This window comes from Streptosporangium sp. NPDC000563 (assembly GCF_040299985.1).
Taxonomy (GTDB): Bacteria; Actinomycetota; Actinomycetes; order Streptosporangiales; family Streptosporangiaceae; genus Streptosporangium.
In genome coordinates, this window is the sequence record NZ_JBEPDA010000001.1 from 846,645 (window position 1) to 868,011 (window position 21,367).

Genomic DNA, 21,367 nt, shown 5'->3' on the forward strand with positions numbered 1-21,367 from the left:
CTCGCTGACGTGGCGTTGTCAGGGCGGCTGCCCCTGCCTGGAGGCTCGTCCGGAAACGGGTCGCGCCGCCCTGCCCGCGCCTGTGAAAGTTTCACAGAAGTTACCGCTTTGCAACAGGGGGGTTTGCGTGATTTAACGCGAACCTGCCGCACCGTGTCGCGGTCGGCTCCCCGCTCCTCGCGTCGACCGCCAAGGGCGGCGAGTGCCCTTCTCAGTCTTGCGACGGCCGCGTCGTCGCGAGGCGTCGCTGCTCCTCCTCGACGATCTGGCGGGCGAGTGCCTGTTCCGAGATGTCGACCGCGTCGGGGGTGGAGTCGGCCAGGTCGCTGCGGCGGGCGTAGGTGTCGAAGAGCCCGGCCTTGCCACGCAGGATGTCCAGCATGCGCTGGTCGACGCTGTCGGCCGTGAGGATGCGGTGCACCTGGACCTTGCGTACCTGTCCCATGCGGTGGGCGCGGGCCACGGCCTGGCTCTCCATGGTCGGCTTGACCTGGGGCTCGCAGATGATCACCACGGAGGCGGCCTGCAGGTTGAGGCCGACCCCGCCCGCCTGGATCTGGCTGAGCAGTACGGCGTGTCCCTGGGCCGCGGTGAACTCGTCGACGACCTGCTGACGGCGGTCGGCGCCGAGATCGCCCGAGATCGGCCCGTGCACCCGGCCGCCGGGGTCCCCGGGGGCCTGGGGGGTGCCGGAGCCGCCGAGGGCCTGGTGGACGGCGGCCATGACGTCGCGGAAGTAGGAGAAGACCACGACCTTGAGACCGTTGCCCGCCGCCTCGTCGACGAGTTCCAGCAGCCTCTGAAGCTTGGCCGACGTCTCCGGTACGGCGTAGGCGGCCCGGCGCATCGCCATGAAGTTCCCGTCGGCGACGGCCTTCCGGTAGGCGGCGAGGTCCGCCTCGCCGAACTCCTCCCACTCGTCCACGTGGACGAGGTCGGGCAACTCGGTGAGCACGTCCTCCTGGTTGCGGCGCAGGTAGACCGGTGCCACGGCCCTGCGGAAGGCCTGCGCCCCCGCCGCCCCCGCCGCCCCCGCCGTCGCGTCGCCGTTCCGGAGGGCGGGGATCAGATCGGGCCTGAGATAGCCGACGAGGTTGCGGAACTCCTCGACGCGGTTCTCCATCGGGGTCCCGGTCATGAAGAGCACCCGCTCGGTACGGTCGCACCACCGGGCGACGGCCTGGGAACGCCTCGCGGCCGGGTTCTTCACGTAGTGGGCCTCGTCGACCACGAGCATCCCGAGCGCGACGTCGTCGGGAATCTCCAGCCGGTGCAGGGTGTCGACGGTGGTCACGGCGACGCCGCCGGTGCGCACCCATTCCGCGAGGGCCGCGGCCCGGTCGCCGCCGCGCAGGGAGTAGGCCCGCAGCGTGCTGCGGGTCTCGACCTCGCGCACCCAGTTGATCAGGACGCTGGCCGGGCAGGCCACCAGGAAGTGGCTCTCGCCGCGCGCCCGGAGGTGCGCCAGGACGGCGATGGCCTCGATGGTCTTGCCCAGGCCCATCTCGTCCCCCAGGATCACCCGGCGCTGGGCGAGGGCGAAGCGGGCGCCGAACGACTGGTAGCCGCGCAGGGAGACCCTGCGGTGGGTGTCGTCGAGGTTCTGGGCCTTCACCCGCGAGGAGATGTCGTCGGGCAGGAAACCCTCGGAGGCGACCCTGTCGGGTTCCGTCGCCGCGATCTCGGCGAGCAGGTTGTAGTACTCGGACGCGCGGAACTCGAAGTCGACCCACGCCTCAAGGCCGGAGACCGGCGGGCGCAGCAGGTCCACGGAGACCTGGCCGAAGAGCAGCGCCGTGTCGGACGCGTTCGCCTCCGCGATCACGTCCTCGATCCGCGCGACGGCCTCCCGCGCCCGGCGACGGCCCTCCTGGCCCGCGAGCAGCATCCGCAACCATCCGCGAGCGGGTTGCGCGGCGGGCAGGAGCGAGGCGAGCCGCTCCGCGATCCTGCGCGCGGCGGCGCCCGCGCGCGGCAGGTCGGGGCCCGCGTTCACCAGCCGGTTCAGTGCGATCAGCAGGGCCGTGGTCTCGTCGTCCTGCCGGTCGACGTCGATCCGCAGCGCCACCGTCTCCTCCACCGCCTTGGCGATCTGCCCGGCGGCGGCGTGCGCCTGTCTCGCGTTCCACGCCCCGACCCCGGGGAGCAGTTGGAGCGCGTACGGCGTGGTGTCCAGGATGTCGAGGACCGTCTGGTGACCGGCCTGTTCGAGGGCGCTGACCCGGAGCCGTCCCACGGTGACGTCCTTCAGGCGTGCCAGGGGAATGGACCCGAGTTCCTCACGTGCCAGGCGCGTACGCACCAGGGAGAGCGCCCGCTGGACGTCGGCGCGCGCCTCGGCGTCGTCGGCGAGCAGGGTGCGCGCGTGGGACCCCAGGCGCCCCGCCCTCTGCAGGAGGGCCCTGACCTGCCCGGGGGTGGGTGCCGGATCTTCTCGCTCGACGTCGCCCAAGCCCTCGTCCCTCCCCTCACGGCCCGATCGCGGCAGTTCACCGTCGCCAACGGCCGGTCGGTTGTCAACGACCGGCGACGCCGGACACGGCATCACAGCCCTTTGCCCGGTAACGAGCCGTTCATGAGTTCCGGGACGAACCTGATGGGCCGGGTCCTCGGTCCCGCCGCTCGCCGGGTCCGTACCGCCGCCTTCATGGCCGGACGGCGAGCGATCCGGCCTCGTCGAGTGTCAGGCCGCCGCCGCGTTCGAACCGGGACGCGAAGCCGTCCTCGCCCAGTGCGGCGCGCGTTCTCGCCGTGATCCTGTCGATGTCGCCGCGCTCGGCGGGGGCCGTTGGCATCGCCGTCGACAGGCGGGCCGAGGCCGCCGCTCCCAGCAGCCGGGCGGCACGGTCGTGGTCCCCGGCGAGGGAGAGCGCCCCGGCCAGGCCCTCCAGGGCACGCATCACGTCACGGACGGCGTCGAGTTCGCGGGCGATCGTGAGGCTCTCCAGGTGCATGGTCCGCGCCGTCGCGGCGTCGCCGCGCTCCTCGAAGACGAAACCGAGCTCGACCAGGATCATCGGTAGGTGTACGAGATTGTCCGTCACCCCCTCCTCCTGCCTCGGAGTCCACCTCAGGACGGTGCGCAGGTGTGTCTCCGCGGCGTCCAGCCTGCCCTCCCTCCTGGAGGCGTAGGCGAGCACCGTCTCCGCGAAGATCTGCCCGCCCTGGTGGCTCTGCTCGGCGGCGAGTCGTGCCGCCCGCTCGCCGGACTCCCGCGCCCGGGTGTGGTCGCCGCGCTGGAGGGCGATCCAGCCGACCCAGGCGAGCCGTACGGCGACCTCGGGCCAGAGCCCGAGCTCCTCGGCCAAGTGCAGCCCGTCCCGGTGCAGCCGGTCGGCCCGCTCGTAGTCGCCGGTCATCTCCGCCAGCCCGCCGAGCCACTCCGTCGCCTGCAGCCGGCCCCAGCGGTCGCCGAGCTCGCCGAAGAGTTCCGCTCCCCGCTCGCTGTCGCGTTCGAGCGTGGCCATGTCGCTCCGGACGTGCGCGTGTTTGGCCCGGGTGACGAGGGCCGCGGCCGTGCCCCACCGGTCGCCGAGGGCGCCGAAGGCGGTCAGCGCCTCGTCCAGCAGTTTCTCGCCGGCCGACAGGTCGCCGGTGCCCATCCCGGTGAAGGCGATGAACCACTGGGCTCTGGCGCGCTCACCCGGGTCGTCGATGTCCTCGTACAGACGCATGGCCGCCTGATCGGCCACCTCGCCGTGCATGAACGCGATGCCCGCCTGCCAGGCGAGGGCTCTGGCACGGAGCGCGGGGATCCGCGCGGCGTCTGACATGTCAGCGGTGACGCCCGACGTGTGAGTGGTGACGCCTGGCGTCTCGGCGGTGACGTCCGGGACCTCGACGGCGGAATCCGGCGTCACGGACGTGAAGCCCGGCGCTCCGGCTGCGGAACCCGGCGTCTCGGTGACGGAGTCCGGTGCCGCGGTGGCGACGGCCAGCGCCGAGGCGAGGGAGCGCCGGGCTTCCGCCAGCCTGCCGCGCAGGAACCAGTACCAGGTCATCGCGTTCACCAGTCGCAGCCCGGCCTCCCGGTCCCGGCCGGTCACCGCGCCGTCGAGCGCGGTGCGCAGGTTGGCGGTCTCCGCGTCGAGGCGGCGCAGCCACAGCCTCTGGTCGTGCCCGTACAGGTGCCGTCCGGCCTCCTCGGCGAGATCGACGTAGTGGCGCCGGTGGCGCCGCCGCAGGGACTCGAACTCGCCCGCCTCGTGGACGCGTTCGACGCAGTAGGCGGCCACCGACTCCAGGAGACGGTAGCGGGGGCCGTCGGCGGTGTGGGTGACGGTGACCAGGGAGCGGTCGACCAGGCGTACCAGGAGATCGAGCACGTCGGAGGCCGGAAGGTCGTCGGCGCCGCAGACGGCCTCGGCGGCGGGCAGCGTACAGCCGCCGGTGTGCACGGCCAGACGGCGCAGGGTGAGGCGCTCCGGGTCGGTGAGGAGGTCCCAGCTCCAGCTGATCATCGTGTGCAGCGTCCGCTGGCGGGGCGGGGCACCGCGATACCCGGTGGACAGGAGACGGAAACGGTCGTCGAGGCGGGCGACGAGACCGTGCACGCCCAGCGCGCGGACCCTGGTGGCGGCCAGTTCCAGAGCGAGCGGGATGCCGTCCAGGCGGCGGCAGAGCGTGGCGACCGCCGGTGCGGTGTCCGCGTCGAGGGTGAATCCGGGGGCCGTCGCGCGGGCGCGGGCGACGAACAGCCGTACCGAACCGGTTCGCTCCAGCGCGTCGAGGTCGGCGGTGGCGTCCGGCGTCTCCAGGGGCGGTACGTTCCAGACCACCTCGCCGGTGAGGGCGAGGGGTTCCTGGCTGGTGGCGAGGACGCGCAGGCCGGGAACGGCTCGCAACAGGAGTTCCGTCAGCTCGGCGACGGGCTCGACGAGATGCTCGCAGTTGTCGAGCACCAGCAGCAGCCGCCGGGGGCGGAGCGCCCCGACGAGCAGGTCCAGGGGATCTCCTGAACCGGCGCTGTCATGGATGTCCAGCGCCGTGGTGACCGCGTCGATCAGCGAGCCCGCCGTCTCCAGGGCGCCGGGCCGGTCGAGCGCGGCCAGCTCGACCAGCCACACGCCGTCGGGGAAGGCGTCCGTCAGCCCACGGGCGGTTTCGACGGCGAGACGGGTCTTGCCCACCCCGCCGGGACCGGTGAGGGTGACCAGGCGGCCGGTGCGCAGCAGGGCGCCGATCTCGGCGGTCGCCTCGCCCCTGCCGATCAGGTCGGTGAGGGGCGCGGGCAGGTTCGTGGCGGGCCCGGCCGGGGGAGAGTCCGGTGGTGCGGGTGGGTCGAGTGCCGGATCCCGGGCGAGGATCGCCCGGTGCAGGGCGATCAGCTCGGCGCTCGGATCGAGACCGAGTTCGTCGGCGAGGTGGGCGCGGAGCTCCTCGTAGCTGTGGAGCGCCTCGGTCTGCCGTCCCGAACGGTAGAGGGCGCGCATGTGGGCGGCGCGCAGCCTTTCCCTGAGGGGGTGCCGGGTCAGCAGGTCGCCCAGCTCCGCCGCGAGCCCGGTGTGCTCGCCGAGGGCGAGGCGGGCCTCGGCGTGGTCCTCGTGGGCGGTGAGCCGTTGCTCGTGCAGACGGGCGATCACCGGCTGGGTGAAGGGCTCGTCGGTGAAGTCGGCCAGCGCGGGGCCGCGCCACAGGGCGAGCGCGTCGGCGAGCAGCGCAGCCCTGGCCCGGGGGTCGTCGGTCCGCGTCGCCTCCGCGGTGAGGGACAGGAACCGCCACGCGTCGACCGCGTCTGCGTCGATGCGCAGCACGTATCCCGGAGGTGGCGACACCACCAGCTTCCTGGCGCCGGGCTCCGCGTCCTCCAGTACCCGCCGCAGTTGCGAGACCTTGGCCGACAGGGCTCCCGCCGGATTGCCCGGCGGATCCTCGCCCCACAGGTCGTCGACCAGCCGGTCGGCGGGCACCGGGCGGCCCTCGTGGACGAGCAGGTCGGCGAGGAGGGCGCGGACCTTCAGCCCGGGGACGGCGACGGGCCGGCCGTCCGCCGTCCACACCGCCAACGGCCCAAGCACCCCGAATTTCATGGACGTCACCATAACGCGCACGATCTCGCGGGCCGGGCCGTCCGCGAACCCCGCGCGCGGGACCTACCGCGACTCGACGGTCACCGGGGTCTCCCGGCGAATTCCGGTGCCGGCCCTGCCGCGCCCGCGCAGGCCGAACGCGACGACGGCCGCCGCGGCGACGGCCATCGCGAACGGGATGACCAGGGCGGTGCGGAAGCCGTCGAGCTGGGTGAGGAGGGACCCGCCGGAGCCGGTGGCGGCGATGTTCACGGCGGTCACCGCCGACAGGCCGAGCGCCGCGCCGAACTGGAAGGAGGTGTACAGCAGGCCGCCGGCGAGTCCCTGCTCCTCCTCGGCCACGCCGTCGGTCGCGGCGATGGTGAGCGGTCCGTACGCCAGGGCGAAGCCGAGACCAAGAATGATCATGGTCGGGAACATCGCCGCGTACGTCCAGTCGAGACCGACCGGCAGGAACAGCGCGTAGGCCACCGCGGCGAGGCACAGCCCGCCGAAGATCACCCGGACGTTGCCGAAGCGGTTCACCAGCAGCGGGGTGAGAGTCGGCGCGAGGATGGCGTCGATGCTGACCGCCAGCAGGGCGAGGGCCGCCTGCAACGACGACCAGCCGCGCAGTTCCTGCAGGTAGAGCACGACGAGAAACTGGAACCCGAAGAAGGAGCCCCCGAACAGCAGCGCGCCGAGGTTGGCGCGCACCAGGGGGCCCGAGCGGAGGATGCCGAGGCGCACCAGCGGCGCCGCCGACCGCCGCTCGATCGCCACGAAGGCGACGATCAGCGCGACTCCGACGGCGAGCGCTCCGGCCGTCCAGGCCCATCCCCCGGCGGGGTCCTCCAGCCGGACGACCGCGAACACCAGCGTCATCATCGCCGCGGTCACGGTGACCGCTCCGGCCAGGTCGAAGCCCCGCGTGTGACGGTACGGACGCTCGCCGCCCGGGATGAGGAGAAGCGCGGCGACGAGGACCGCGGAGGCCATGATCACCGGGGCGAAGAACACCCACCGCCAGCTGATCTCGGCGAGCAGGCCGCCGACGACGAGGCCGAGCGAGAAGCCGGCCGCCGCCGTACCCGCGTAGACCAGCAGTGCCCGGTTGCGCTGCGGGCCCTCGGCGAAGTTCGTCGTGATGATGGACAGACCGGCGGGCGCCATGAACGCGGAGGCCACTCCCGTCACGAAACGGGCGACGATGAGGATCCATCCCTCGGTCGCGAACCCGCCCAGGCCGGAGAAGACGATGAACACGCCGAGCCAGGCCAGGAACATCCGCCGCCGGCCGAGCAGGTCGGCGGCCCGCCCGCCCAGCAGCATGAAACCGCCGTAGCCGAGCACGTACGAGCTCATCACCCAGCTCAGCGAGCCCGTGCTCAGGTCCAGGTCGGAGCGGATCGACGGCAGGGCCACGTTCAGCATCGCCACGTCGATCCCCTCCAGGAAGATCGCACCGCACAGCACGAGCAGCATGCCCCAGGCACGCCCGCTCATCCGGTCCGAGGGTGGGGACAGTGGTGTGGACACGAGACGACTCCTCGAAGAGGCGCGGGGAACCGCGATCGGTTCCCTCTTGTAAGTAGTCGCATCATGGGACACCATCGATGACCATGGAAGAAGGCACTTCGAAGTCACCGAGTCGCTGCCCCGATACCGACGGCGCCCACAGCGCCCACAGCGCCCACAGCGCCCACGATGCCTACGACGCCCGCCAGTGGGACACCCGGGAAGACTGCGAGGTCCGCCAGATCCTCGACCGGGTCGCGGACAAGTGGTCCCTGCTCGTCATCGCGCTCCTCGACAGCCGCACCCTGCGTTTCACCGAGCTGAGCCGCGAGATCGACGGCGTCAGCCAGCGCATGCTCACCGTCACCCTGCGCCATCTGGAGCGGGACGGCCTGGTGCGCCGCACCGTGCACCCCGTCGTGCCGCCCCGGGTGGACTACGAGCTCACCCCCCTCGGCGTGACCCTGCACGACACCATCCAGTCGCTCGTCAGCTGGACGGAGCGGCACCAGAACGAGATCGCCGCCGCCCGCGCGGCCTACGACGCCCGCGCGGACACCGCGCCGGCCGCGACACCGTTACGTAACGAAACTCACTCCCCGGTATCGTTACGTAACGAAACTCGGGCCGTGGCGGCATCGCGCGAGGAGGGCGTTCGCGGCGAGGCCCGCTCACGGTGCGAGGTGTGCGGCGAACCGATCCACGCCGCGCGCACGGGCCGCCCCGCCCGGTTCTGCAACGCGGCGTGCCGCCAGAAGGCGCACCGCCGCCGCTCGCGCGCGGCCCTGCGGACCTCCGGCTGACCTCGCCCCCTGGCCGTTCCCACGCGGCCCCGCGGCTGACCTCGCACCCCGCCGTTCCCCGCAGCCCTCGTGGCCTTCGCCTTTCCCCGCGTTTCGCACATGACCTCGGCGAGAGGCAGGGCGTGGGACGGATCTCGCAAGGGCGGGCAAAGGATTGCCAAGGGGGTCCGTGTCGCGCCCTCCAGTCGGGGTCGCAGCGTGTCTCCTGTCCAGGAGTAATGGCACTGCTTGCCTGGAGGGACGGAGATGAGGAAGTTACTTCATGCCGGCGTGCTCGCGCTCGGCGTGTTCACCGCGGGGTGCGGCGGCGCCGGCGACGGGAGTGCGACCGAGCCGATCGTCGCGGACCAGGTCAAAGCGTCACCCACCTCGCCGGAACCCTCCGACTCGCTCTCGCCCTCGGAGGCGACCAGGGCCAAGGTCGAACTGGGTGAGACGAAGATCGGAAAGGTTCTGGTCGGCGAGGAGGGGCGCACGCTCTACCTCTTCGACAAGGACAAGGACGGGAAGTCGTCGTGTTCCGACGCCTGCGCGCGGGCGTGGCCGCCGTACGTCACGGACGGGACGCCGGAGGCGGGTGAGGGCGTCAAGGCGGACCTGCTCGGCACCACCGAGCGGGAGGACGGTACGACGCAGGTGACCTACAACGGCCATCCCCTCTACTACTTCGCCAAGGACACCGAGGCCGGCGAGATCAAGGGACATGACGTCGACGGCTTCGGCGGCGAGTGGTACGCGGTCAACGCCAAGGGGAAGAAGGCTCACGACTGAGCCGACTCGGGAGGGGTACGGCCGAGCCGACCTGACAAAGGCGCGACTGGGCCGACCCGACGGAGACGCCACCGGGCCGACTCGGGAAGGGCACGGCCGAGCCGACCTGACAAAGGCGCGACCGAGCCGACAGAGGCATGACCGAGCCGATCCGGGCGGGGCGGCCGAGCCCGCCCGCGAGGCGGGGGACTCGCCCCGCCCGGGCCGTCGCACGCCCGCCGGGACGCTCATCGGGCCCGGACCGTCTCGTCCCGCAGGTGCGGACCGTCTCGTCGGCCCGGACCGTCTCGCCCCGCGGGTACACGTTGTTTGTCTAGTTCGCGAGATCTGTGCTGGACAAAGCCGGAAGCGCTAGAACAGGGGGAGTACGGCCCGGCCGCCGTGAGCGGCCCGTGATGGGGAACGTGCCAGGGCGACGCGCGTCACTCCCCAGAACCACCTGATTCCGCCCGGGGTGGCTCCGGTCCGCAGGCCGGAACCACCCCGGACGGTGCTCGGACGCCGAGCCTCCACGGGGAACGAAGAGGCCGGCGTTTCGCCGTCGGATCGCGCGTGAGCGATACCGAAAGGACGGCACGAGAACCCCCGCATCGTTTTCTCTGGGGCCGGTGCGGGGGTGTGCCTCCCGGCGGGGCCTCCTCGGCGACGTCGTTTTCGACGGGTGCCGATCCGGCGATTCGGCCCAACCCCTGGACCCGTAAGGCCGGGCATGGTTGCATCTCGACTTGTCCAGAATTGATCTGCTGGAGAAGACAACGACGATCGCATGCCGGCGGGGGCTGAATGGGGCGACCCGAAAGGGCACTCGATCCCGACGCGAGCCCACTTCAGCGGTTCGCGTCAGAACTACGGCAGTTGCGGGAGGCAGCGGGAAAGCCGAGCTACCGGGAGTTGTCCCGGCGCGCGCACTACTCGGTGACGGCACTGTCGGAGGCGGCCGGAGGGGAGATCTTCCCCACGCTCGCGGTCACCCTCGCCTACGTCGAGGCGTGCGGCGGCGACCCCGCGGCCTGGGAGAGGCGATGGCGGACGCTGGCCGCGGAGTTCGCCTCGGCGGACGCCGCCGAGCGGGCCAAGGAGGGCGAGGACGCCCCGTACCTGGGGCTGGTGACCTTCGACCCCGGTGACGCCGACCGGTTCTTCGGCAGGAAGGACCTGGTCGCCGAGCTGTGCGCGCGGCTGGAGAGCACCTCCCTGCTGGCGGTCTTCGGCCCGTCGGGGAGCGGGAAGTCGTCGCTGCTGCGCGCGGGGCTCCTGCCGACGCTGTGGGGCGGAGCGCTGCCGGGGAGCGAGGCGTGGCCGACGCTGCTGCTGACCCCGGGCGAGCATCCGCTGGAGGAGCTCGCGATCGGCCTGGCGAACGCGATGAGTGTGAGCGCCTCCTCACTCCACGCGGGGCTGACGGCAGGGCACGCGAACGCCCGCCTCGACGTCGGGCAGCTGCTGGAGGGACGGCCGAGGTCGGCGCGTGCCGTGATCGTGGTCGACCAGTTCGAGGAGGTCTTCACGCTCTGCGGCGACGAGCGGGAACGGGTTGCCTTCCTCGACTGGCTGCTCGCCGCGGCGGACGGCGGCGACCGGGCGCGGGTGGTGCTGGGGGTTCGCGCGGACTTCTACGCCAGGTGCGCGGAACATCCGCCGCTGGTGGCCGCGCTGCGCGACCGGCAGCTGCTGATCGGGCCCATGGACGACGACGATCTGCGGCAGGTGGTCACCGGACCGGCGACCCGCGCCGGGCTCAGGGTCGACCGGGCGCTCGTCGAGGCCATTCTCGGCGACTGCCGTACGGAGCCGGGGGCGTTGCCGCTGCTCTCGCACGCGCTGCTGGAGACGTGGAAGCGGCGCAAGGGCGACGCGATGACGCTCACCGGGTACCGCGCGGCCGGGGGCATCCAGGGGGCCATCGCGCAGAGCGCCGAGCGGGTCTACGGCGAGTTCGGCGACGGGGAGCGCCACCTGGTCAAGAACGTGTTCCTGCGCCTGACGGCGCTTGGCGAGGGCACCGAGGACACCCGCCGCCGCGTCGCCCCCGACGAGCTGCTCTCCGGCCCGAACGGTACGGCGGTGGCGACCGTGCTGAGCAGGCTCACCGAGGCCCGGTTGCTCACCGTCGACGAGGACAGCGTCCAGGTGGCGCACGAGGCGGTCATCCGCTCCTGGCCCAGGCTGCGGGGCTGGCTCGCCGAGGACCGGGAGTTCGTCCGTCTTCACCGGCGGCTCACCGAGGCCGCCGCGGAGTGGGGGCAGCACGGGCGCGAGGACGAGCTTCTCTACCGGGGGATGCGCCTGACCGCCTGGGAGGGCCGCGAACTCGACCGGCTCAACGACCTGGAGCGCGCCTTCCTGGAGGCCGCGCGGGCACGCGAGGCCCGTGAGCGCGCCGCGAGCGGCAGGCGGGTCCGGCTGGCGCTGATCGGCACGACGGTGGTCGGAGTGGTGGTCTGCGCGCTCGCCGTGATGGCCTTCGTCCTGGCGGACCGGGCACAGCACGGCCAGGAGCTCGCCTACTCCCGCCAGCTCGCCGCCGACGCCCGCGGCAGGCTCCAGCTCGATCCCCAGCTCGGCCTGCTGCTGGCCCGGCGGGCGTACGAGGTCAGCCACACCGTCGAGGCCGCCTCGGTCCTCAGGCAGGCCGTCGTCGACTCCCGGGTGGGTTTCGTCCTGCCCGTCGCCGGCGGCAAGGTCTGCGGTGCCTCCTTCTCCCCTGACGGGCGCCTCCTGGTCACGGGCAGCGGTGACGGGACCGTACGGGTGTGGAAGGTGAACGGTCGGGGCCTGTCACCGGACGATCCGGTCGTGCTGCGGGGACACGACGGCGAGGCGTGGAACCCGGTGTTCAGCCCCGACGGACGCTACGTGGCCGCCGGGGGCGTCGACGGGACGGTGCGGGTGTGGGACCTGACGGGTGCGGAGGCGCCCGAGGTTCTGCGAGGACACGAGGGAGCGGTGTGGAACGTGTCCTTCAGCCCCGACGGGCGGCGCCTGGCCGACGCCGGCAACGACGGCACGGTGCGGGTGTGGGACCTCGCCGACGGCGGGGCGCCGAAGGTCCTGCGCGGGCACGAGGGGCGGGTCCTGGGGGTGGCGTTCAGCCCTGACGGCAGGCGCCTGGTCACCGGGGGCGGCGACGGCACGGTACGGCTGTGGGACCCGGAGGGCGAAAAGCGGCCCACGGTGCTGCGCGGACACGAGAACTCGGTGGAGAGCGTGGCGTTCAGCTCGGACGGCGACCGCCTGGCGAGCGCGAGCACCGACGGTACCGTGCGGACGTGGGAGGTGCCCGGTGCGGGCGCGGGCGGGCACGACGGCACCTCCAAGGTCCTGCGCGGGCACGACGGCACCGTCGAGGGGGTGGCGTTCGGCCGTGACGGGCGGATCGCGAGCGTCGGCAACGACGGCACGGTCCACGTCTGGGGCGCGGGCGGCTCCATCGCCCCCCTGGTGCTGAGCGGGCACCGGGGCACCGTGTGGAGCGCCGCGTTCAGCCCGGACGGCCGCACGCTCGCGAGCGCGAGCGACGACGGCACCGTACGGATGTGGGACGTGACGGCGGCGGGTGACGCCGCGATCGTGCGCGGTCACACCGGGGAGGTGTGGAGCGCCGATCTCAGCCCGGACGGGCGGCGGGTGGCGAGCGCCGGCAGCGACGGTACGGTCCGCGTCGGGAACGTCACCGGCGAGGGCGACGCGGTCGTGCTGCGTCCGAAGGGCGGGGAGGTCCTCGACGTCGCGTTCGGCTCGGACGGGCGGCGGGTGGCGGGCGCGCTGGAGGACGGCGTGGTCCGCGTCTGGGACGCCTCGGGGCGCGGGGAGCCCGTGCTCCTGCGCGGTCACCTCGGGATGGTGTGGAGCGTCGCGTTCAGCCCGGACGGGCGGCGGGTCGTCAGCGGCGGCAACGACGGCACGGCCCGCGTCTGGGACGCCTCGGGAGCAGGGGAGCCGCTCGTGCTCCGCGGCCACCGGGGAGTGGTCAGGTACGTCGCGTTCAGCCCGGACGGGCGGCGGGTCGCGAGCGCGGGTGAGGACGGCACGGTCCGGGTGTGGGACGTCTCGGGACACGATGAGCCGGTGGTGTTGCGCGGGCATCAGGGTCTGGTGTGGAGCGTGTCCTTCAGTCCCGACGGGCTGCACGTGGCGAGCGGAGGCAACGACGGCACGGTCCGGGTGTGGGACGTCTCGGGACGCGGCGAGCCGGTGGTGTTGCGCGGGCATCAGGGTCTGGTGTGGAGCGTGTCCTTCAGTCCCGACGGGCTGCACGTGGCGAGCAGTGGCAACGACAACACCGTCAGGATCTGGACGGCCGCGGGCCGAGGCGAGCCCGTGGTCTTCCAGGGGTACGGCGCCTCCGTCGAGAGCGTGGGGTTCGGGCGCGACGGCCGCCACCTGGTCACCACGCACGGTGACGCCACCGTCCGGGTCTGGCGGTGCGACGTGTGCGGCCCGATGGAGGAGGTTCTGGAGCTCGCCCGCGACCGCACCGTCCGCGAGCTGACCGCGGACGAGCGCAAGGTCCTCCTCCAGACCCCCGGCTGACCGTCGGGCCTCCCGCCCGCGTCCCTGCGCCCCCGGTCCGCGAGGCGCCCCCGGTCCGCGAGGCGCCCCCGGTCCGCGAGGCGCGGCCGGGGCGCGTCCGGTCCGCGAGCCGCCCCGGTCCGCGAGGCGCGTCCGGGGCGCGGGCCGCCGGACGCGGCTCGCGGTCAGCGCGTCGGGTACGTCTGGCGTCTCGAACAGCTCAGGTGGACTCCCGGACGACCAGCTCCGTGGGCAGGATCGTCGACGACATGGGCCCGCCGTCGATCTGGCGGAGAAGCAGGCGCACCGCCACCCGTGTCTGGTCCTTCGTGGGCACGCGCACCGTGGTGAGCGCGGGCACGGTGTAGGAGGCGGCCTCGATGTCGTCGAACCCCACGATCGCGACGTCGTGCGGCACCCGCCGTCCCGACTCGCTCAGCACCCGCAGAGCGCCGATCGCCATCAGGTCGCCCACCGCGAAGACCGCGTCGAGCGCCGGATCGTCGCGCAGGAGCTGGCGCATCGCCTCCGCGCCCGAGGCGAGGGTGAGGTCGCCGACGGCGATGATCGACCGGTGCCCGGTGTCGCGCAGCGCCTTGCGGTATCCCTCAAGCCGCTCCCCCGCGCCGATCGCGTCCGGGGGCCCGGAGATCGCGGCGATCCGCCGCCGTCCCCGGTCGAGGAGGTGTCTCACCGCCGAGGCGGCACCGCCCACGTTGTCGATGTCGGCGTACGAGATCCGCGTCTCCATCGCGGACCTGCCCAGTGACACGACGGGGACGCCCGTGCGGGCCAGCGCGGCGGGCAGCGGGTCGCTGCCCCGGGTGGACACGAGCACCACCCCGTCGACGTGCCCCGAGGCGGCGTACCGCTCCACCCGGAGCCGACCGGCCGACGAGTCGGCGAGCATGAGGGTGACGCGCTTGCCCGAATCCTCCAGCTCCCCGGTGACCGAGCGGACGATCGCGGAGAACAGCGGGTCGTCGGCCCTGACCGAGGCGGGGGAGCCGGAGACGACGAGCGCGATCGAGTCGGTGCGCCGGGTCACCAGGCTGCGGGCCGCCGAGTTGGGGACGTAGCCCAGCTCGTTCACGGCGTTCATCACGATGGCGCGGAACTCGTCGCTGACCGTGCCCTCACCGTTGATCACCCGGGAGACGGTCGACCTCGACACGCCCGCGCGGGCCGCGACCGCCTCCAGGGTGGGACGCTTGGCGCGCTCGCGGTGCAGCCCGTTGTGCCGGATCACCTCGCGGTACCACAGCGCGCTGTCCTTGGGCAGCCGACGCTGCGTCTCGAAGTCGACGTGCACGATCCCGAAGCGCTTGTGGTAGCCCTCGGCCCACTCGAAGTTGTCCATCAGCGACCAGACCAGGAAACCGCGCAGGTCGGCGCCTGCCTCGATCGCGGCGTGCGCCGCTCTCAGATGGCTCTCGAAGAACGCGGTCCTGTCGGTGTCGTGCACGCGGTCGTCCTCCACCACGTCGTCGAAGGCGGCGCCGTTCTCGGTGACGAGCAGGCCGACCTCGGGGTAGTCGCGCGAGAGCCGGGTGAGCAGCTGGGAGAGTCCGGTCGGCACGATCGCCCAGCCCATCGCCGTCGTCGGGGCGTGGGCGCCGCTGAACAGGATGTCCTCGCTGCCGGGGTAGGCGGCGTTGGCGGGCTCGCCCGGCCGGGACCGTACGACGCAGGGGGTGTAGTAGTTGATCCCGAGCAGGTCGACGGGCTGGTTGATCGTTTCGAGGTCGCCGTCGCGGATGTGGTCGATCCCGCCCATGCGTTCCATGATGGCGAGCGCCGGGTCGGGATACTTCCCGCGCAGGGCGGGGTCGAGGAACTGCCGGTTGATGAGGCAGTCGACCCGCTCCACCGCCTCGGCGTCCTCGGCGGAGGGGACGAGGTCGGGGTCGTTCACCTGGCCGGGCGTCATCACCGGCGTGAGGTTCAGGGTGAGGGCGATCTCGCGGGCGCCCGCCTCGCGCAGCACCTGGGCGCCCAGCCCGTGGGCGAGCAGGAGGTGGTGGGAGGCGCGGAAGGCCTCCGCCGCCGATGCGCGGCCCGGCGCGTGGATGCCGATGCCGTACCCCAGCACCGCCGACACCCACGGCTCGTTCACCGTCATCCACGTCCCGACGCGGTCACCGAGCCGGTCGTGCATGATGCGCGCGAAGTCGGCGAAGCGGTAGGCGGTGTCGCGGTCGGTCCACCCACCCCGATCCTCCAGCGCCTGAGGGAGGTCCCAGTGGTAGAGCGTCACGTACGGCGCGATGTCGGCCGCGAGCAACTCGTCCACCAGCCGGTCGTAGAAGTCGAGCCCGTCGGCGACGGCGGGCCCGGAGCCCGACGGCTGGATCCTGGGCCACGCGACCGAGAAGCGGTAGGCGCCGAGGCCCAGCTCCGCCATCATCCGGACGTCGTCGGCGTAACGGTGGTAGTGGTCGCAGGCCACGTCGCCGGTGTGGCCGTCGGCGATCCTTCCGGGCGTGCGGGAGAACGTGTCCCAGATCGACGGTCCGCGCCCGCCCTCTCGCACGGCGCCCTCGATCTGGTAGGCGGCGGTCGCCGCCCCCCAGACGAAGCCCTGGGGAAAGGCCAGGGTCTCGCCCCGGGCCGAGATGGTCGTTACGGTCATGCTTCGAAAACCCCCCGTCGGTTCTCGCGACTGCCGGAACGCGCGGGGTGGCGGGTCGCCGTCGTCCCGGTCGGTGGAAGCGTTCCACCGCCATCATGAGCACGGTCGCGGCCCGGCGTCGAGAGGGTTCCCCCAATGCGTGGGAACGCTCCCACTCTAGGGGGAGAGGGTGGACCAGGACGGGAAGGGAGTACGGTTCGTCCCCTTCCGGCCAGGGGGGTGGATCGGAAGGGGAAGATGCGTGGCTCGTCCCCGCCGGTCAGGGGGATGGGACAGAAGGGGAGGATGAGTGGCTCGCCCCTACCCGTCAGGGCGGGAGGATGTACGGTTCGTCCTTTTCCGGCCAGGGGATGGGTCAGAACGGGAAGATGTGCAGCGCACCGCTCCCGGTCAGAGCGGTGATCCGACGAGGTGCGGCCGGGTCGCGCCGCACCTCGACGACCGCGTGCCCCGGGCCGGTCCGCACGTCGTAGCCCTCCCGGTACTCCTCTCCGTCCGGCACCCTCACCCTCACGTCGCCGGTCGTCCTCGCCACGGCGCCGACGTCGCCGGGCGGGACCGTGAACCCCAGGTCGACGTCTCCCGTACCGGTCTCGACGTCGGCCTTCGTGGACCCGAGGTCGATGCCGATCACGTTCCCCGTCCGCGTCCGTGCCCACAGATCGCCCTTCGTACCGTCCACGATCACGTCGCCCACGGTGGTGGAGAGGCGCAGGTCACCGTCGATGTCGCTCGCCATGAGGGTCCCGAAGCGGCGGGACTTCACCTCGACGTCGGTGGCGGCGGGTACGCGCAGGATGTAGTCGGCCTGGCAGGCGGGGTCGCCGGGACGGTCGACGCCGGGGCAGCGGACGTCGAGCCTGAGCGTCCGCCCGTCCCACTCCTCGGTGACCACGGGCCGGTCCCCGGCCCAGGAGAGCATCCGCTCCAGGTCCAGCCGCTTCACCGCTCCAGGCGCGACCGAGATATTGACGTGACTCGCGCTCTCCACGACGATCCCCGGCGCGGTGAGCGCCCAGGACCGCGCTGTGGTCTCGGTGGTCCGGCGGGGCGCCGTGATCTCGGCCCACGCCCCTATGGTGGTGAAGGCGACGGCGAGCGCGGTGAGCGCACCGCCCGCGACCAGCCAGGCGATCCGCACGTTGTTTCGTATCGGCATGCTTTCAAACCCTCAGAAATCGCAGGACGGCGAGTACCCGGCGGTGGTCCTTGTCGGCGCCGGAGAGATCGAGCTTGGTGAAGATGTTGTTGATGTGCTTGCCGACCGCGCTCTCCGAGACCACCAGGGCCTCGGCGATCCCGGTGTTGGAGCGGCCCTCGGCGATCAGTGAGAGCACCTCGTGCTCCCTGCGGGTGAGCCGGTCCAGCGGGTCGCTGTGCCTGCGCAGGAGCAGTTGGGCGACCACCTCGGGGTCGAGGGCGGTGCCTCCGGCGGCGACCCGGCGCAGCGCGTCGAGGAACTCCTCGACGTCGGCCACCCGGTCCTTGAGGAGGTAGCCGATCCCGCTGGTCGCGGTGGACAGCAGCTGGGTGGCGTAGCGCTCCTCGACGTACTGGGAGAGCACGAGGATCGCGAGCGTCGGCCGCTGGCGGCGCAGCACGAGCGCCGCGCGCAGGCCCTCGTCGGTGTGCGAGGGCGGCATCCGCACGTCGGTGACGACGAGGTCGGGGACATGCTCGTCCACGGCGCGCAGCAGCCCTTCGGCGTCGGACACCGCGGCCACGACCTCGATGCCCGCCGAGCCGAGCAGACGGACGAGCCCTTCCCTCAGCAGCACCGAGTCCTCGGCGAGCACTACGCGCACGGCAGCTCCACTTTGATCGTCGTCGGCCCGCCGAGCGGGCTGTCGACGTACAGGATGCCGTCCACGGAACCGACCCGGCGGGCGAGGCCGCGCAGGCCGGTCCCGGCGTCGGGGTCCGCACCGCCGTGGCCGTCGTCGCCGACGGCCACGTGGAGGCGGTCACCGACGCGTTCGACGACGACCTCGGCGCAGGACGCCCCCGCGTGCTTGGCGATGTTGGTGAGCGACTCGGACACGACGAAGAACGCGACCGCCTCGATCGTGGGAGAGACCCGTTCGGCGATGTCGACGCTCAGCCGTACGGGGAACGGCGCCCGCACCGCGAGGCCGGACAGCGCCGCGTCCAGGCCCTGGTCGTTGAGCACGGCCGGGTGCAGCCCCCGGACGAAGTCGCGCAGCTCCTTGAGGGCCTGCTTCGCCTCCTCGTGCGCCTGCACGATCACCTCGCGTGCGGGTTCCGGCAGGTCGGTGAGGGTGGCGCGGGCCATGCCCAGGTTCATCGCGAGCGAGACCAGCCGCTGCTGGGTGCCGTCGTGCAGATCCCGCTCGATGCGGCGGCGTTCGGCGTCCGCGGCGTCGACCACCTCGGCCCGGCTCTCCTGCAACGTCTCGACCCGCTGGACCAGCTGGTCGCTCAGGCTGGGCCCGAGCAGGGCCTCGGCGGCGATCACGTCCAGCAGCGCGAACCCACGGGCCACCCACGGCGCCGCGACGAACAGGGTCCCCGAGACGAGGACGAACGCCACGCTCCGCCAGCTCTCCTCCAGCGCCCAGTACCGCACGGCGAGTGCGGCGGTGACCAGGCCGCCCGCCCACGCCCCGACGACGGAGAAGGCGCCGATGCCGCTGATCAGCGGGGCGAGCAGGTGGTATCCGAGCCGGCGCCAGGTGCTCAGCGTCCTCGCCTCCTGAACCAGCCGCCTGAACGGGTTCATGCTCAGGGGGCGGCGCGCGACCGGGAGGATGTCGACGTCGAGGAAGGCGGCGAACCGGGACCGCTGCACCCGGGTGAGCAGCCGGACGACCACGAAGGACAGCAGCAGTGCGACCACGGGGACCACCACGGTCCACACCAGCAGCACCGACGCCGCCACCAGCGCCAGGATCGTCCACGCGCCCAGCAGGGCGATCGGTGCCCCCACCACCAGGTGCGCGGTGCGGAGCCAGGTCCGTGCGGACCAGTGGGCGCTGATCCTCTCCCAGGGGGTGGTCATCTCGATGGCGGTCATACGACCACGGTAGAGATCGGGACGGCCGGGACACAGGGGCGAGGTATCCCAGAAAAAGGTAGGGCAAACCCCACCTTCGGCGCGGCCCCTTCCGGCGCGGCTCCCTCGGTGGTTCTCTTGGCGGCCCCTTCCGGTGCGGTCCCCTCGGTGGTCCCTTCCGGTGCCGCTCCTTCAGCGGTCCCCGCCGGTGCGGCCCCTTGACGGTTTCCCGCACCGGTCTTTCTGGCGGCCCTCGTACGTCCTCGTACGTCCTCGTACGCCTCCGCGTCCAGCCGCGTCAAAGGCATCTACCCCCGACGACCTCTCCCGGCATCGCGCGACCTTGAAGATAACCCCAATGGGGGTAGTCCTGGGTTATAAATGGAGGAGACCCGAACACGGCCCATCGAAGGGACCGCGCCTTGAAGCGTGTGCTGCTGCTGGCGACCGGCGATCTCATCGCCTACTCCTACGCGCCCGGCCGCCCGGGGTTCTCGTCCGGGGCCGAGCTCCTGCGGGCACTCCCGCCCGGCGCGATCGCCGCGGACGTCGTGGTCGAGGACGTGATGGCGGAGCCCAGCTGGGACATGTCGACCTCGACCATGCTGGACCTGGCCCGCAGGGCACGCTCGGCCGTCCTGGAGCGCGGGTTCGACGGCGTCGTGATCACGCACGGCACCGACACGCTGGAGGAGACCGCCTATCTCGTGGACCTGCTCGCGGGCCGGGCGGCGGAGCGCGGAACCATCGTGCTGACCGGGGCCACGCGCTCCCTGGACGAGCTGTCCCCGGACGGGCCGCGCAACCTCGCCTCCTCCATCACGGCCGCCGCCGACGGCGCCTTGCGCGGTGCCGGGGCCGTCGTGTGCGTGAACGACGAGATCCACGCGGCCCGCTGGGTCACCAAGGTCGACGCCACGAGCGTCGCGGCGTTCTCGTCGGGCACCTTCCCCGTGCTGGGCCGGGTGGTCGGCGGCCGGGTCGAGCCGCTGTCGGCCCCGCCGCCCCGGCCGCCCGCGTTCGTGGGGGACCCCGCGTCGGACGTGGCCCTGATCAAGACCTATCCGGGGATCGGTCCCGCGTCGCTCACCGCCGTCGTGGACGCGGGGGCACAGGGCGTCGTGCTGGAGGGGACCGGGCTGGGCAACGTACCGGTCGAGCTCTTCACGACGATCGCCGAGCTGACGGAGTGGGGGATCCCGGTGGTCGTCGCGTCGAGGTGCCGCACCCACGCGACCCCGTTCGACGAACTGCGCCCGGGGGCGGGGCTCGCCGCTCGCGTCGGGGCGATCGGCGCCCGCGGCCTGGCGCCCTCGAAGGCGCGGTACGCGCTGATGGTCGCGCTCGGGACCGGCGGGATCGACGCCGTACGCGACTGGTTCGGCAGGCTGTGACCCTCGGTGAGGGGATATATGGATAGGTAAAAAACACGAAAAAGGGGAGTATCGCCCGACTTTGCGGGCACGTCGGTGGATGCGAAGTCCGTGATCCGGTGAAGGGCTGGGGAGGCCTTCACCGGATCACCCTTCTCTTCCCCGCGCCACCGGGAGTGCTCAGGCGGGGATCGAGACCCCGAGGCCGCCACGCGTCTCTGCGCCGTACCGCTCCTTCTCCCTCGCGATGTCGAGGGGCTTGATGCGGGAGCGCCCGTTCAGCGTCTCCTCGGTGAGAAGGTCGGCGGGAACGAGCCAGGAGACCTCGAACTCCAGCCCGTCGGGGTCCTTGGCGTACAGGGCCTTGGTGGTGGAGTGGTCGGAGGCGCCGACGAGGGCGTTGAGCTCGCCGAGTTTGAGGGCGATCCGCTCCAGTTCGGCGAGGGTGTCGACCTCCCAGGCGAGGTGATAGAGGCCGACCGTCGATCGCCCGGCCCCCGTGGGGCCCGCCTGCGCGCCGACCTCGAAGAGGCCGAGGTCGTGGTCGTTGCTGGATCCCGAGGCCTGAAGGAACGCGGCGCCCGGCATGCCCATGACCGTCCTGAAGCCGAGCGCCTCCTGGTAGAAGGCGACGCTGCGCTCCACGTCGCGGACGAAGAGAACGGCGTGGTTGAGTCGCTGGACCGGCATGGTTCCTCCCAAAAACTTGAACTCTCAAGTACATTACCTCCGTTTCA

At 72.4% G+C, this 21,367-nt stretch carries 12 protein-coding genes; 4 read left to right on the forward strand and 8 right to left on the reverse strand.

Annotated features, from left to right (window positions below):
- Positions 1-211 precede the first annotated feature (211 nt).
- From ABT352_RS04015 to ABT352_RS04025, 3 genes are all read right to left on the reverse strand, one after another.
- The gene (locus tag ABT352_RS04015; RefSeq protein ID WP_350942306.1) at positions 212-2,452 is read right to left on the reverse strand and encodes a DEAD/DEAH box helicase; all 2,241 of its coding nucleotides are present in this window, start codon (positions 2,450-2,452) and stop codon (positions 212-214) included.
- 193 nt (positions 2,453-2,645) lie between these two features.
- A complete protein-coding gene (locus ABT352_RS04020; protein WP_350942308.1) occupies positions 2,646-6,029 on the reverse strand; it encodes an AfsR/SARP family transcriptional regulator in 3,384 nt (1,127 codons plus the stop codon).
- Between the two features lie 63 nt (positions 6,030-6,092).
- Entirely contained in the window at positions 6,093-7,547 is a 1,455-nt protein-coding gene (locus ABT352_RS04025; protein WP_350942310.1) for an MFS transporter, read from the reverse strand.
- Between the two features lie 83 nt (positions 7,548-7,630).
- On the opposite strand from ABT352_RS04025, the gene ABT352_RS04030 reads away from it, so the two are divergent.
- The 3 genes from ABT352_RS04030 (at position 7,631) to ABT352_RS04040 (ending at position 13,633) form a co-directional block, all read left to right on the forward strand.
- Positions 7,631-8,329, forward strand: a complete 699-nt coding sequence (locus ABT352_RS04030; RefSeq protein WP_350942312.1) for a winged helix-turn-helix transcriptional regulator — start codon at positions 7,631-7,633, stop codon at positions 8,327-8,329.
- Positions 8,330-8,575: 246 nt separating this feature from the next.
- Positions 8,576-9,100 carry a COG4315 family predicted lipoprotein gene (locus ABT352_RS04035; RefSeq protein WP_350942314.1) on the forward strand — a complete coding sequence of 175 codons (525 nt, stop codon included), beginning with the start codon at positions 8,576-8,578 and terminating at the stop codon, positions 9,098-9,100.
- A 783-nt stretch (positions 9,101-9,883) separates the two neighbouring features.
- On the forward strand, positions 9,884-13,633 hold the full coding sequence (locus ABT352_RS04040) for an nSTAND1 domain-containing NTPase (RefSeq protein WP_350942316.1): 3,750 nt from the start codon (positions 9,884-9,886) through the stop codon (positions 13,631-13,633).
- 199 nt (positions 13,634-13,832) lie between these two features.
- On the opposite strand, the gene ABT352_RS04045 is transcribed toward ABT352_RS04040, so the two are convergent.
- The 4 genes from ABT352_RS04045 to ABT352_RS04060 all read right to left on the reverse strand — a co-directional run bounded on the left by ABT352_RS04045 (position 13,833) and on the right by ABT352_RS04060 (position 19,278).
- Entirely contained in the window at positions 13,833-16,244 is a 2,412-nt protein-coding gene (locus ABT352_RS04045; RefSeq protein ID WP_350942318.1) for a GH1 family beta-glucosidase, read from the reverse strand.
- A gap of 355 nt (positions 16,245-16,599) precedes the next feature.
- Positions 16,600-17,403, reverse strand: coding sequence for a DUF4097 family beta strand repeat-containing protein (locus tag ABT352_RS04050; RefSeq protein ID WP_350942320.1), 804 nt, complete (start codon positions 17,401-17,403; stop codon positions 16,600-16,602).
- A gap of 4 nt (positions 17,404-17,407) precedes the next feature.
- A complete protein-coding gene (locus tag ABT352_RS04055; RefSeq protein WP_350942321.1) occupies positions 17,408-18,049 on the reverse strand; it encodes a response regulator transcription factor in 642 nt (213 codons plus the stop codon).
- Positions 18,040-19,278 carry a sensor histidine kinase gene (locus ABT352_RS04060; protein WP_350942323.1) on the reverse strand — a complete coding sequence of 413 codons (1,239 nt, stop codon included), beginning with the start codon at positions 19,276-19,278 and terminating at the stop codon, positions 18,040-18,042. The genes ABT352_RS04055 and ABT352_RS04060 overlap by 10 nt, the downstream gene beginning before the upstream one ends.
- 410 nt (positions 19,279-19,688) lie before the next feature.
- On the opposite strand from ABT352_RS04060, the gene ABT352_RS04065 reads away from it, so the two are divergent.
- A complete protein-coding gene (locus ABT352_RS04065) occupies positions 19,689-20,651 on the forward strand; it encodes an asparaginase (RefSeq protein WP_350943537.1) in 963 nt (320 codons plus the stop codon).
- Positions 20,652-20,810: 159 nt separating this feature from the next.
- Here ABT352_RS04065 and ABT352_RS04070 read toward each other — a convergent pair whose 3' ends face one another.
- The gene (locus tag ABT352_RS04070; RefSeq protein WP_350942325.1) at positions 20,811-21,320 is read right to left on the reverse strand and encodes a VOC family protein; all 510 of its coding nucleotides are present in this window, start codon (positions 21,318-21,320) and stop codon (positions 20,811-20,813) included.
- Positions 21,321-21,367: the final 47 nt, after the last annotated feature.